The sequence below is a fragment of the Clostridium sp. ZBS2 genome (assembly GCF_023845855.1).
GTDB classification, from domain to species: Bacteria; Bacillota; Clostridia; order Clostridiales; family Clostridiaceae; genus Clostridium; species Clostridium aquiflavi.
This window is the reverse complement of record NZ_JAMQIF010000017.1, coordinates 50,995-65,405: the sequence shown is the minus strand read 5'-3', so window position 1 is coordinate 65,405 and position 14,411 is coordinate 50,995. Positions and strand designations below refer to the sequence as shown.

The window sequence follows — 14,411 nt, the reverse complement described above, 5'->3', positions numbered from 1 at the left end:
ACAACTATCTCTTTTTTAGTTTCTTTTTTCAGTTTATCCACAAGTTTATAAACATTATCTTATGTACTTATTTAAAAGTTTAAATCAGATTACATAACTTGTATTATTTTACATTTAATTAGAGTATAATTATAATGTATTACATAAATAAAGATTATGGGGGTAATTTATGAGTAATAATTTACAGACATCATATAAAGGTTATAAAACTAAACATTTTATAAATTCTGTATTAGGTATATTTAATGCTTTATTTACAATTTCAATTTCTGTAATTATTACATTAAATTTAACTTTTATATACAAGTTAACTATATATAAATACAATTTATCAAAAGTCAGTGGATTAACTGTGGAAGAATTAATGATTAACTATAAAAAAATAATAGTTTATTTACAAAATCCATTTATTGAAAAGTTATATTTTCCTAATTTTTCTATGAGTATTCAGGGAGAAATTCATTTTCAAGATGTAAAAAGAATATTTATCTATATTGATATATATATTTTTTTAGTCATGATATTAATGGGAGTATACTTTCTTATAAGAGATAAAATAAGGTATGATAATTATATAGAGCTGAAATATATATTAAATAGTAGTGCTAATTATATACTTGTATTTGTTACATTTTTAATGTTATGTATTTTAATTAATTTTTCAGAAATATTTATCACATTTCATAAAATATTTTTTAGAAATAATTATTGGGCGTTTGACTCTAATTTAGATCCAATAATTGATGTATTACCTGAAGAATTCTTTATGATAATGAGTGTGATTATACTGATATTTATATTAGTATATGCCTTAATTTCAAAAATATATTATTATAAAAACTGTAAATAGTTAAATATCAAGTATTAATAGTTTGACACTTATTTGTATACCCCTTAAAATTATAAGATAGTAAATAATTAGGGGGATTATATGGAAGTATTATTAATAATATGTCCACTTGTATTTTTAGCGGGAATTATTGATGCTGTAGCAGGTGGTGGAGGTATAATATCTTTGCCTGCATATATTTTTGCTGGAATACCAATTCATATTGCATATGGAACTAATAAATTTGCAAGTTGTATTGGTACTTCTGTTTCATCAATAAAATTTTTTAGAAGTGGAAACATAAAAATAAAGCCAGCATTATTATCTGCAGCAGGAGCATTAATAGGATCGTGGTTTGGGGCACAAATAGTATTATTGCTAAATGAAAAATATTTAAATTATTGTTTAATAATAATTTTACCTATTGTTTCATTATTTTTATTGTTTAATAGAAATTTTGGGATTAAGAATAAAAAAGAAATATCTAATAAAAAATTGTACATGTTATCTTTTATTATTGGGTTGTTTTTAGGTGCATATGATGGATTTTTTGGGCCAGGAACAGGAACTTTTTTAGTTATATGTTTTACAGGAATATTGGGATTTAATCTTATAACTGCATCTGGAAATGCTAAAATTGTAAATTTAGCCTCTAACTTTTCGGCATTAATAGCATATATATTAGGTGGGAAAGTTATGTTCTCTATTGGAGTACCAGCAGCTGTATGTGCAATAGTTGGTAATTATTTAGGTGCCCATTTAGCTATTAAAAATGGCGACAAAATAATAAAGCCAATAATATTTGTAGCTATTGGTTTATTATTTATAAAAGTTATACTTGATTTAATATAAAAGTTATTATGTTTTTAAACAGTGTTAAGTTTTAATATAAGAATATTAAAAATAGAATTACATAATATCGTTTATATTTTTACAAATATATTATTTCTAAGTCATCTGGAACATATATATCTCCATTAAACTCTTCTTTACCTTCATTAAGATATGATTCTTTTCTATGTGATAAATCTTTATCTTCAGTATGATACAGTATAACATTTTTTACAGCTAAGATTTTAGCATTATTACAAGCATCTTTTACAGTTGCATGATGTTTTTCATATGGTTTAAAGATTTCTTTTTGAGAATATAAACAAAATGCTTCATGAAATAAATAATCTACATTTTCACAAAAATCTCTCACCACTTCTCTATATGGTTCATCTCCTAGAAAAGTTAAAGTTTTACCATTTGATAAAAAAGTTTTGAATCCAAACTGCAATTCTTTAGTGCTATGTATATCAAAAAATATTGTTCTTCGTCCTAATATATTAACTTCAGTATTATTTTCAATTTCATTAAATATTATTTTATCATCAAATAGTTTTAAAAATTTATTTTGAAGTACATAAGAACAAATCGTTTTAATAGCCTCAATAGATTTTTTAGTACAATAAATATTAAAAATCCCATCATATTTATCATTTAACATTCCATTTGCTACTGAACGAATTACCCACACACTTCCTAGCACATGATCATTGTGATTATGAGATATAAACATATTATGTATTTGATTTATATTTATGTTTGCTTTTTCAAGATTTGACAATATGGTATTTCCACCACCTGCATCTATAAGAAAATGCTCATTATCTTTTGATAAAGTGAAACAAGTATTATAGCATTTGGTTACCATAGCAGATCCAGTACCAAGCATAGTTATAGATTCCATAAGATTTCATCCCCTTATAATTCATTATTTAAGACAATATAATTATAAAGTTTATATGTATTTATAACAATAAGGCACATGAAAATAAATAATAAGTCTAAAGTTGCAATGGATATTTGTCATCAGGCAAGAAGGTGAATTGTTCATTAAATATATTAATAAAAGAAAAAAATGTATTCCTGAAATAGTTCAAGCTACGAGGGATAAAGATAGTGTGTCCTTCCATTTAATAATAAGGGGAACTTAAATATAAAACCTCTAAGAAAGCACTGCTAGTTCACAAAACAAAAACAATAAATGTAATTATTATATTAAATATATCTTGTAAGTACTTTACAGTAATGTTTAAAAATGATATAATGGTCAAAATGAATACGGAAAACCTAAGGTAGAGGAGCTGTTTATAAATAGTACTTATTTAGAAGTTGGCAAACGTTGACTAATAAGGAAAGGTATAATGGCCGAAGAAATAAATCAAGCAAAAATTTATTTCTGGGTATGTATATAATATATGCATAACTGTCACGCAAGTGGAGAGCTACAAGGATTTACTAAGATGTTATTGTTAAATTTTAATTTAAAGAAATAATATCTTTATAAGCTTTAGCAATGAAACTCTACCCGTTATAGTATTACTATAACGGGTTTTCTTATAGCAATATTTTTAGGGGGAATAATTATGAAAATTAAAGGAATAATAATACCACTTGTAACACCATTTAAAGATAATTGTGTTGATTTTGTTTGCTATAAAAAATTGGTAGATTATTATATAGAACAAGGTGTAGATGGAATAATACCATTGGGAACTACTGGGGAAAGCCCAACAATATCATCTTTTGAGTATAATGAAATACTATCAAAAACAATGGAATATAATAATGGTAGAACAAAAGTTTATGTAGGACTTGGAGGAAATAACACATCTGAAGTAATAAAAAGATTAAAAATAGCTAAAGATAATAATGTTGATGGAATATTATCAGTAGCACCGTATTATTCTAGACCAAATCAAAGAGGAATTTATGAACATTTTAAGAGTATATCTGAATCTACAGATAGAAATATACTAATATATAATATTCCTTATAGAACTGGAGTTAATATAGAAAATGAAACTATATATAAGTTGGCAGAGCTAGAAAATATAGTTGGAATAAAAGATTGCTCGGGAAATATAAGCCAAACTTCAGAGTTATTATTAAACAGACCAAGTGATGATTTTTCAATATTAACAGGAGAAGATGCTCTTTTTTATACTACATTGGCGCTTGGCGGTGATGGTGGAATTTTAGCATCTGCAAGCTTAAACACAAAAAGTTTTATAAAAGTATATAATGATATGAAATCAAATGATTATAAAGAAGCATTAAAAACATGGAGAGAGATTTCCAAGGTTATACCATTATTATTTAATGAACCTAATCCAACTCCATTAAAATATTGTTTAAAAAACATGGGATTAATTGATTCTGATGAAGTTAGATTACCATTAATTAATATAACAGATGAACTTAAGAATAAATTAGATAATATGTTATTTTCTAAATAACTATTTATATAAGGGGCTAGGACAATTAGCAATAAGTAATAAGTAATAAGTAAAAAATATGGGGATATTTTTTAAATAAATAAAATTAAGGAGATAAAATCTCTTTAGTTTTATTTTTTTTGTTAAGTGGCATTTAATTAGAAGCTTCTTCTTTATATTCTCAAATATTTTTGACTATTCAAATATTTAGGAGTAATATAAAAGGGTTGCGTTCAATTTTAAAATAAGTTGAGTTTTTTTATTGATACGTACAATTTAATTAAAAATACTACTAAAATGTAGTTTCAAATAATATGATAGGGGGAGATATAAATAATGTTACCTAAACTACTTACAATGATAAAACAAAAGGATATTACTAAGAATCAGATAGCAAAAGATATTATATCAGGAATTATTGTTGCTATAATAGCCTTACCTTTATCAATAGCGTTAGCGATATCATCAGGAGTATCACCTGAAAAGGGACTTATTACTGCAATTTTTGCAGGCTTTGTAATTTCACTTTTGGGTGGAAGTAAAGTTCAAATCGGAGGACCAACTGGAGCTTTCGTAATTATAATTTATTCTATTATTCAACAGTACGGATTAGATGGATTAATTACAGCTACAATAATGGCAGGAATCATTCTAGTTATAATGGGATTATTAAAATTTGGAACAGTAATTAAATACATACCTCAAACAATAACTGTAGGTTTTACTAGTGGTATAGCAGTAACCTTATTATCCACTCAAATAAAAGACTTTTTTGGATTAACAATAGATAATGTTCCAGCAGAATTTATTCCAAAATGGCAAAGTTATTTTTCACATATGAATACATTAAGTACTTCAACATTATTAATAGGTATATTATGCGTACTTATTATTGTTTTATGGCCAAAAGTTAATAAAACAATACCAGGTTCATTGGTGGCGTTAATTGTATCTACTGTACTAGTAATGGCTTTTAAATTACCAGTAGAAACTATAGGTGATAGATTTAGTACATTATCATCTTCAATACCGATGCCAATGTTACCTAAATTAAGTATAAGCACAATAAATCAATTATTTGCACCAGCGATGACAATTGCTATATTAGCTGGATTAGAATCGTTATTATCAGCAGTAGTAGCTGATGGCATGATAGGAGATACTCATGATTCTAATATGGAGCTTGTTGCACAAGGTATAGGTAATATTGTATCAGGATTATTTGGTGGAATACCAGCAACAGGAGCTATAGCAAGAACAGCAGCAAATGTTAAAAATGGAGGAAGAAGTCCAATTTCAGGTATTGTACATGCTGTAACATTACTAACTATTATGCTAATTTTAATGCCAATTGCTAAATTAATACCTATGACATCTCTTGCAGCAATATTAGCTGTTGTATCTTATAATATGAGTGAATGGAGAACATTTAAGTCATTATTAAAAGCACCTAAGAGTGATGTTATTGTATTAGTTATAACGTTCTTCTTTACTATAGTGTTTGATTTAGTTGTAGCTATTGGATTCGGAATGCTTATGGCTATGTTTTTATTTATGAAGAGAGTATCTGAAACAACTGCTATTAGAGATTTAGTAGATGAAGAGGTATTTGATGAAGAAGTTTTAGATATGTTAAAAGAAGCTGATGGAAAGATACTTGTTTATCAAGTTGATGGACCATTGTTCTTTGGAATTGTACAAGATTTCTTAATTAAAGTTAATGCTGTTAAATCAACGGCAGAAGTTCTTATATTAGATATGAGACATAGTTATGCAATAGATGCTTCAGCAATAGAGGCATTAGGTAAACTACTTAAACATTGCAGAAAAAATAAAATAAAACTTTTAATAACACATGTTCAAGAACAACCAAGAAATGTTTTAGGAAATATGGGAATTTCAGATGCAATTGGTGAAGAAAATATATACAACACTAAAAGAGAAGCTATAACTGTAGCAAGTGGATATATAAAAAATATATCTAGTTTTGTAAGTTAAATTTTTAAAATAGATCTATATTATACATAATTAGATTAAATGAGATTTAAAAAGTAAAGTATAACATAATGATATACTAAAATAGCAATCTTTAATTTCAACAAATATATTAGATTATAGTATATAAAAACCGTCATAGAAAATAATTATAAAATTATTATCTATGACGGTTTTTAATTTAAATGATTATTTTGTATATATTGAAATATATTTTGATATACATAGTAATCAAAATATAAAAGACATTAGTTCATTTAAAGTCAAGTGTAAGTATCTAGTATTGTTATTACTTCATTCAAATGTAAAAGGCATTAGCTTACTTAGAACAGACTATCCATTGCAATCAAATGAAGTAATCTAAAAATATAAAAGACATTAGCTAATTTACAGATAATTAATGAAATGTATTGATATATTAAACAAGATAATATTGGAATTAAATTTTTAGAATTACTAAGTTCAAATACTTAACCCACTTACTTACGAATATAAGAATAACTTTATAAAAGATAGATTATTAGCTAAAATATTTATTCTTAAATTGAAGAGGAGAAATGCGATGTTCTTTTTTAAATAAATTATTATAGTAGTTTTGATTATTAAAACCTACAGTTAGAGATATATCTAGTAATGACATTTCTGTATTAAGCAATAACTCTTCACTTTCTTTTATTCTTAAAGAATTTATATATTGTGTACAAGTTTTACCGATTTCTTTTTTAAATAAACTACAAAAATAGCTTTTATTTATATTTACATGAGAGACTATGTCATCTAAAGTAATATTTTTTTTATAGTTTTCATGTATATATTCTAAGGCTCTTTTTATATGAAAACTATATATTTTATTTACTATATACTCATGTTTATAGGTATGCTTATTATTATGTTTATTTGATATTTTATTATTATCAAAATTATATAGTAACTGTATTAGATGAGGTATACAGTGTAATGGTCTATAGATAAACTTTGAATTCTCAATTTTTTCTTTATTAAAAGGTCCTAAAATAAAAAAGAAATTATCATCATTAAATAAATATGGACAAATAGCAAAATTCAAATCAATATATTCTACTATCTGAAAATTGTTTTTTAGATTTTGTTTTTCATATATTAAATTTATTATATGTTTACATATAAAATCTTCATTAGAATCTTCAACATTACCTTTTGATAAAATGATTTTTCCAATAGAATCTACAACTTTTATTGGCATCGATGTACATAAATAAAAGTTTTCAATGATAAACAATAAGTTTTTTTCTTTAGTTTCCAAATGATCCTCCTTTATTATACAAATATAGTTTAAAAAAAATATATATACTTTAAGACATGAACTAAATAAAAATGTATACTAATTGAGAATGATTATTAATTTTAAAAAGATAACCATATTTAAAATTAAAACATTAAAAATATAAATTATAAAAATGTAATTTAATTATATTATATATGGAGGAAAAATGAAAAAAATATACTTGTTAATATTGTTGGTAATACTGTCAATAGCTTCATTATTTATTGGAGTAAGTGACATATCATTATCAGATATTATTAGTTTAGATAGTGAAAAAATAAACCTTATGTTAATTGGTAGATTACCAAGGCTTATAAGTATAATCTTTGCTGGAATTGGAATGAGTATAAGTGGACTTATAATGCAGCAGATAAGTAGGAATAAATTTGTTTCACCTACAACTGCTGGAACAATAGATTTTGCTAAATTAGGAATATTAGTATGTATGCTTATATTTCCACAGGCAACTATGATGAATAAAATGCTTTTATCATTTACATTTTCAATACTTGGAACACTTTTATTTATGCAAATACAAAAGAAAATAAAGATTAAAAATATAGTTTTTATACCTCTTATAGGTATGATGCTTGGAAAAATAGTTGGTTCAATAACTATGTTTTTCTCTTATAGGTATGATCTTGTTCAAAATATAAATTCATGGATGGAAGGCGATTTCTCATTAATCATGAAAGGGAAATATGAACTATTATATATAAGTATACCTCTTGTAATAATAGCAGCTATATATGCTAATAAGTTTACTATCGCTGGAATGGGAGAGGACTTTTGTACAAATTTAGGAATAAAGTATAATCGTGTTGTTAATTTAGGACTGGTAATAGTGGCCTTAATCTCATCAGTGGTAGTTATAACAATAGGAGCAATACCATTCTTAGGTATTATAGTGCCTAATATAGTGACTATGTATTATGGAGATAATTTAAAAAATGTATTAGGATTTACAGCCTTAATAGGACCTATCTTTTTATTAATATGTGATATTTTAGGAAGACTGATTATCTATCCATATGAAATATCAATAAGCTTAACAGTAGGGGTAATAGGTAGTATAGCATTCCTTTACTTAATATTTAGGAGGTCTGGTTATGAGGCATAATAAGAAATTATTAATACTTAGTTTTTCAGCAATAATACTTTGTGTATTGTTTGTAGTAATAGGATTAAATTCAAATAATCTTTCATATGCACTGTCAAGAAGGATTCCTAAAGTTATAGCAATAGTTTTAACAGGAGCATCTATAGCATTTTCTTCTGTGATATTTCAAACTATAAGTCAGAATCATATATTAACACCTAGTGTTATTGGACTTGATTCATTATATATGTTAATTCAAACAATAATAGTGTTTTTATTTGGATCTAGCAATTTATTTTTGACTGATAAAAAATTGAACTTCTTCTTATCACTTATAACAATGCTCTGTTTTACAGGAATTTTGTATAAGTTCTTATTTAAGAAGGGAAGTAAAAATATATTCTTTTTACTTCTTGTAGGGCTTGTATTTGGAACATTATTTGAGAGTTTAACATCTTTTATGCAGGTAGTTATTGATCCTAATGAGTTTCAAACTTTACAAAATAAAATGTTTGCAAGTTTTAATAATGTAAATACAAATGTACTTTTTATATCTCTTATAATAGTAGTTCTTGTATTTGCATATGTTTATGAACATTTAGATACTTTAGATGTAATGCTATTAGGAAGAGAACATTCTATTAATTTAGGTGTAGATTACGATAATATTGTAAAAAAGATGCTTATTTGTGTAGCAATACTTGTATCAGTAGCTACGGCATTAGTTGGGCCAATAACATTTTTAGGACTTTTAGTAGTAAATATAGCGAGGCAGATGTTACCTACTTATAAGCATAAACACTTATTTAGTGCATCAATTCTTATAAGTATAGTTGCTTTAATTGGAGGACAATTAATAGTTGAGAGATATATGAATTTTGGAACAACAGTAAGTGTAATTATAAATTTTGTTGGAGGAATTTATTTCATATACCTTTTACTAAAGGAGAGAAGTGTATGATAACAGTAAAAAATATAACTAAAAAATATGGTGAAAAAAAAGTAGTAGATAATGTCTCTTTAGATTTACATGAAAATCAGATAATATCATTTATTGGGCCTAATGGAGCAGGTAAGAGTACATTACTATCAATGATAAGTAGACTTGCTAAAAAAGACAGTGGCGATGTCGTAATTGATCATAAAGAGCTATCTACATGGCAAGATAAAGATTTATCAAAAACAATATCTATATTGAAACAAAACAATAATATAAACATAAGAATTACAGTTAGAGAGCTAGTTACATTTGGAAGATTTCCTTATTGTGGTGGAAATTTAACGAGTGAAGATAAAGCTTTTGTTGATGAAGCTATTAATTATATGGAACTTACTGATTTGCAAGATAGATATTTAGATGAATTAAGTGGAGGACAAAGGCAAAGAGCTTATATAGCTATGGTTATAGCTCAAGATACTAAATATATACTTTTAGATGAACCACTTAATAATTTAGATATGAAACATTCAGTTGAGATTATGAAAATTTTAAAGAGATTAGTCAATGAAAAGAGTAAAACTGTCATAATAGTTATTCATGATATAAATTTTGCATCATGTTACTCTGACTATATAGTAGCTTTAAAAGATGGAAAAGTAGTTAATCAAGGAAAAACAAGTGAAATAATAAATAAGGAGATTTTAGAAAGCATATATGAAATGAATTTTAATGTTACAAATATAGATAATAGACCAATATGTGTGTATTTTTAATCTACGTTTTAAGGCACTAGACAGGCTATTAAAGTGATCCATATTAATTAACGTATATTCTTTGATAATAATAGATTAAAGATCATTACAGAGCTGTCTGAAGAGTATAAAGTGTATATCTAATTGAACAGAATCTATTTTTTAGTTACTAGGTAGACTATTAGACGCAAATTAGTATTAATTACTATTAGATTATCATTAAAGAATAGAATATTAATTATGGAGTCGTATAGCTTAGATATTAAATTTAGGAAGAAAAATAAGTAAAAACAATAATAAATGAAAAGTATAGGAGGAAAAAAATGAAAAAAATAAGTAAAAAAACAATAATAATAGTAGTAGCAATAATAGTAGGACTTTTTGGAATAGTAGAAGCTACTAAGTTTGTAGGAAAAGGTAGTAATGATAATAATGAGAAAATAACAATTACACATAAATTAGGTGAAACTGAAGTAACTAAAAATCCAAAAAGAGTAGTAGTATTTGATTATGGTGTACTAGATTCTTTAGATGCATTAGGAATTAATGTGGTAGGAGTACCTAAAGATGGAATACCTTCTTATTTAGACAAATATAGTTCTGACCAGTACATAAATGTTGGTGGAATAAAAGAGCCAAATTTTGAAAAAGTACATGAAGCAAAGCCAGATTTAATTATAATATCAGGTAGACAAGAAGAAAGTTATGATGAATTTAGTAAGATAGCTCCAACAATATACTTAGGAATAGAAAATGAAAGTTATATGGAGTCATTTACTAACAATATGAATACTTTAGGTCAAATATTTGATAAAGAAGGTGAAATTAATAAAAAACTTCAAGGAATAAATTCTAAAATTGCAGAATTAAATAAAAAGACAAGTGAAAGTCAAAAGAATGGATTAATAATATTAGCTAATGATGGAAGTTTTAGTGTATATGGTAAAGAATCAAGGTTTGGAATAATTCATCAAAACTTTGGTGTTGCGCCAGTAGATAGTGATATTGAATCATCTACTCATGGACAAAAGGCTTCATTTGAATATCTTGTTGAAAAGAATCCAGATTATCTTTTCGTAGTAGATAGAAGTGCAGTAACTGGAGGACAAATATCTGCTAAAGCCCTTTTAGATAATGAATTAGTAAAAAGTACGAATGCATACAAAAATAATAATATAGTATATTTAGATGCTAATGTATGGTATATAGCAACTGGTGGAATAAATACAACATTAACAATGATAGAAGAAATTGAACAAGCATTTAAGTAAATATTTATAGAATTTTCAATGTAAATTAAAAATCATGTGTAGAATAATGTCTACATATGATTTTTTTCTTTTAATAAGATAATAGAATAGGCATAGTTATAAAGAACTTTTTTGTTATCAAAAAATGTAGAGAATAATTTAAATCATAATTTTAGTATTCCACAAGGAAATTTTAAATATAACTGGAAAGTTAAATTCCAGTTATATTTAAAATCAAATACTTAATTTACATAAATTATTTGATATTTTTAATTGATTTGATAGATTTTGTGTTTATTCAAAAGTTTTTATTAAATCAACTAAACTTTGCTTTATATCATCAATTTTATTAAAATCAATTGTATTAATATATATCTTTTCTAAATCATCATGATAAGATTTAGCTTTTGCAAGATATAGGGTAGCTTTTGAAATTGCTTCTTTATATTTTGATTGAATAACAGATAAGTTATTAGCATATTTTTCATCAGTACCTGGAGTTATTAGTTCTGTATACATATCTATTACAAAATCATTTTCTTTAGTTGGAAAATATTCATGTGGAGCAGTTGAATCAAAGATGCATACGTCTAATTCTCTCATTATAACCATATCTAGGCTATCTGGATCAAATCCACAATGATATACTTCAGCATCAATTCCTCTTAACTTACATTCTTTTACTAATTTTTTTAATAGTGTAGATTTTCCAGACCCAGGTCTTCCTTTTACAAAATATCTATTAGAAACGTTCTCAGTTAAGTTTTCAACAAAATTAACGGGGCCTTTAGGTGTAGATCCACCTAAAAATCTATCTTTTATTACAGCAGTTTTGTTGAATTTAGTATTTCCTATAAGTTTTTTTATAACATCTGCTGTTAGTTCATTTGCTTTTTTAAAATCCATATTTTCAATGTATATTTTTTCCCAATCATCATGTATTACAAGGGCTTTTTCAAATAGTTTATAAGCATTATTATAACAAGATGAAATATGCTTTTTAATTTTTAGTATATCTTTTGTATGTTCTTTTAATTTATTAGTATCCCAAGCAACGCCTAAGTTAACATACTCTTCAATAGCACCAGGAGCAGTAGGTTCTATAACATGAGGAGCAGTTCCATCAACTATTGCTACTTTAATTTTTGGTATTATTACTCCATCAAGAGAATCATTATCAGAAGAACAGTGAATGAATTCTATATCATAACCTTTATTGCACCATTCATCTCCAATAGATTTTATAAGTGTAGATTTTCCACAGCCAGGTCCACCTTTTAGAATATATATTTTATCTAAGTTATCTAAATTAGATGAAAATAAGTTACAAAACCCTTTTGAAGTATTAGCAGAAGCAAAATAATTTAAAATTTTTCCAGCCAAGTTCATCAACTCCTAAATAAAAATAATTTTAACACTAAATATTATATGACTAGAATTTTTATATGTGTAAATTTGATAAAATATACATTAATTAAGTATTAAGATTTTTGTATGTCATTTAAAACAGAATCAAATTTTTGAATTTAATAAAAGTATAAAAAAACATATAAAGCACATAATATTCTTGTAACAAATTATAGGGAGTGAAGAATATGAATAAAAATCCAAGTATAAAATGTTCAGTTGCATCATGCAAATATCATAATGAGTCACAAAATTATTGTACGTTAGATCAAATTAATGTAGGTACACATGAATCACATCCAAAACAAGTAGAATGTACAGATTGTGAATCTTTTCAACTAAGATAATTTAGTTTATAATTAACCCAAGTAGTGAAAGAGATTTAAAGAAAATTTTTCTTTAAATCTCTTTTTCTATTATAATTAAATTTAGTACGGTGATTTTAAAATTTAATTTAAATAAAGGCTGTGTTTTAGCTGAGTATTAAAGGGATAAGTAAAGCTGGACTGAACAATTGAACTTAAGAATATGGAGGAAACTTTATGGAATATAATTGGGAGAGGTCGTTACCTTTTTTTTATATAGATTTAGATATAGCTAATAAGCTTTTTAAGAAAACTTTATTAAATGAAGAGGTAGAGAGTATAGATCCTATTAACGAAGGGTGTAGAAGCAGTAATTATGTATTAGAAACTAATAATAGAAATAAATATATACTTAAAATATTCCCTGAGTGTGATTGCTATTATGAAAGGGAAAATAATTTATTAAATCTACTTAAAAATGATATTTTAGTACAAAGAGTTTATTTAATATCTAGTAGTAATATTATAAAAAATAAGATTTTTGGTATTTATGAATATATAGAGGGGGTTAATTTAGGTAAGGCAATTAGAGGTGGATCTAAAATTGATAAAAATTTAATAGAAGAATTAGCTATGACATTAGCAAAGATACATAAATTTAAATATAAAGAATGTGGAAAACTAGATAAAAACTTAAATATAATCCACAAGTTATCCCCGCTATATACATGGTATGAAGAAAATATGGGGATAAATTTTAAAAATAGATTAGGTGATAATATAGTTAAGAAAATAAATTATATAGTAAATTATAATAAAGAAATGTTATTAGAATTAGATAAAAATATATCTTTAATTCATGGCGATTTTCAAGGAACTAATATACTTGTAAAAGATAATAAAATATCTGCAATAATAGATTGGGAATTTTCTATGGCAGGAAATCCATTGATAGATATAGGTGAATTATTTAGATATGAGGAGTATTTTGATAATGATTTAATTAAAATATTTGAAAAACAGTATAATAAATATTCAGATGATAAATTAATTGATGAATGGTATAAAATATCTAAGCTAGTTGATTTAATTAGTTTAATTAAATTAATTAATACTAAAGATGATATGCCTAATAAACATAAAGAAATAAAGAAACTTATAATAAATACATTAGAACTGTTTTAATAGAGTGTTGATATTATAGTATAAAGCTTGTGGACGAAATGTAAAAAGGAAACTCGACTTCTGATAGTCGCTGAGTAAGT

13 protein-coding genes and 1 riboswitch are annotated in these 14,411 nt (G+C 25.2%); of the genes, 10 read left to right on the top strand and 3 right to left on the bottom strand.

The window, feature by feature from the left end; genetic code table 11:
* The first annotated feature begins 169 nt into the window (after positions 1–169).
* Together NG918_RS10975 and NG918_RS10970 are read left to right on the top strand one after the other, a co-directional pair.
* Entirely contained in the window at positions 170–850 is a 681-nt protein-coding gene (locus tag NG918_RS10975) for a TIGR01906 family membrane protein (RefSeq protein WP_252216204.1), read from the top strand.
* A gap of 81 nt (positions 851–931) precedes the next feature.
* Positions 932–1,681 (top strand): sulfite exporter TauE/SafE family protein, encoded by a 750-nt coding sequence (locus tag NG918_RS10970; protein WP_252216201.1) that lies wholly within the window; start codon positions 932–934, stop codon positions 1,679–1,681.
* A gap of 79 nt (positions 1,682–1,760) precedes the next feature.
* Here NG918_RS10970 and NG918_RS10965 read toward each other — a convergent pair whose 3' ends face one another.
* Positions 1,761–2,564, bottom strand: a complete 804-nt coding sequence (locus NG918_RS10965; RefSeq protein ID WP_252226198.1) for an MBL fold metallo-hydrolase — start codon at positions 2,562–2,564, stop codon at positions 1,761–1,763.
* A gap of 381 nt (positions 2,565–2,945) precedes the next feature.
* A riboswitch (Lysine riboswitch) is annotated at positions 2,946–3,113 on the top strand.
* Positions 3,114–3,243: 130 nt separating this feature from the next.
* On the opposite strand from NG918_RS10965, the gene dapA reads away from it, so the two are divergent.
* Both dapA and NG918_RS10955 read left to right on the top strand, forming a co-directional pair.
* Positions 3,244–4,116 (top strand): 4-hydroxy-tetrahydrodipicolinate synthase, encoded by an 873-nt coding sequence (gene dapA / locus NG918_RS10960; protein ID WP_252226196.1) that lies wholly within the window; start codon positions 3,244–3,246, stop codon positions 4,114–4,116.
* 315 nt (positions 4,117–4,431) lie between these two features.
* Positions 4,432–6,093 (top strand): SulP family inorganic anion transporter, encoded by a 1,662-nt coding sequence (locus NG918_RS10955; protein WP_252226194.1) that lies wholly within the window; start codon positions 4,432–4,434, stop codon positions 6,091–6,093.
* Positions 6,094–6,610: 517 nt separating this feature from the next.
* Here the strand turns inward: NG918_RS10955 and NG918_RS10950 are convergent.
* Positions 6,611–7,372: a helix-turn-helix transcriptional regulator gene (locus NG918_RS10950; protein ID WP_252226192.1), complete on the bottom strand. Its 762-nt coding sequence runs from the start codon at positions 7,370–7,372 to the stop codon at positions 6,611–6,613.
* 187 nt (positions 7,373–7,559) lie between these two features.
* On the opposite strand from NG918_RS10950, the gene NG918_RS10945 reads away from it, so the two are divergent.
* The 4 genes from NG918_RS10945 to NG918_RS10930 all read left to right on the top strand — a co-directional run bounded on the left by NG918_RS10945 (position 7,560) and on the right by NG918_RS10930 (position 11,455).
* The gene (locus NG918_RS10945; protein WP_252216179.1) at positions 7,560–8,513 is read left to right on the top strand and encodes an ABC transporter permease; all 954 of its coding nucleotides are present in this window, start codon (positions 7,560–7,562) and stop codon (positions 8,511–8,513) included.
* Positions 8,503–9,453, top strand: a complete 951-nt coding sequence (locus NG918_RS10940; protein ID WP_252226190.1) for an iron chelate uptake ABC transporter family permease subunit — start codon at positions 8,503–8,505, stop codon at positions 9,451–9,453. The genes NG918_RS10945 and NG918_RS10940 overlap by 11 nt, the downstream gene beginning before the upstream one ends.
* Positions 9,450–10,205 (top strand): iron ABC transporter ATP-binding protein, encoded by a 756-nt coding sequence (locus NG918_RS10935; RefSeq protein ID WP_252226188.1) that lies wholly within the window; start codon positions 9,450–9,452, stop codon positions 10,203–10,205. The genes NG918_RS10940 and NG918_RS10935 overlap by 4 nt, the downstream gene beginning before the upstream one ends.
* Before the next feature lie 302 nt (positions 10,206–10,507).
* Positions 10,508–11,455 (top strand): siderophore ABC transporter substrate-binding protein, encoded by a 948-nt coding sequence (locus NG918_RS10930; RefSeq protein ID WP_252226186.1) that lies wholly within the window; start codon positions 10,508–10,510, stop codon positions 11,453–11,455.
* Positions 11,456–11,728: 273 nt separating this feature from the next.
* Here the strand turns inward: NG918_RS10930 and NG918_RS10925 are convergent, their stop codons facing one another.
* On the bottom strand, positions 11,729–12,817 hold the full coding sequence (locus tag NG918_RS10925) for a PRK06851 family protein (protein ID WP_353735867.1): 1,089 nt from the start codon (positions 12,815–12,817) through the stop codon (positions 11,729–11,731).
* A gap of 212 nt (positions 12,818–13,029) precedes the next feature.
* Here NG918_RS10925 and NG918_RS10920 point away from each other — a divergent pair, with 212 nt between their 5' ends.
* Positions 13,030–13,188 carry a DUF1540 domain-containing protein gene (locus NG918_RS10920; RefSeq protein WP_252216166.1) on the top strand — a complete coding sequence of 53 codons (159 nt, stop codon included), beginning with the start codon at positions 13,030–13,032 and terminating at the stop codon, positions 13,186–13,188.
* 195 nt (positions 13,189–13,383) lie between these two features.
* Positions 13,384–14,331, top strand: a complete 948-nt coding sequence (locus tag NG918_RS10915; protein ID WP_252226183.1) for a phosphotransferase family protein — start codon at positions 13,384–13,386, stop codon at positions 14,329–14,331.
* Positions 14,332–14,411 lie beyond the last annotated feature (80 nt).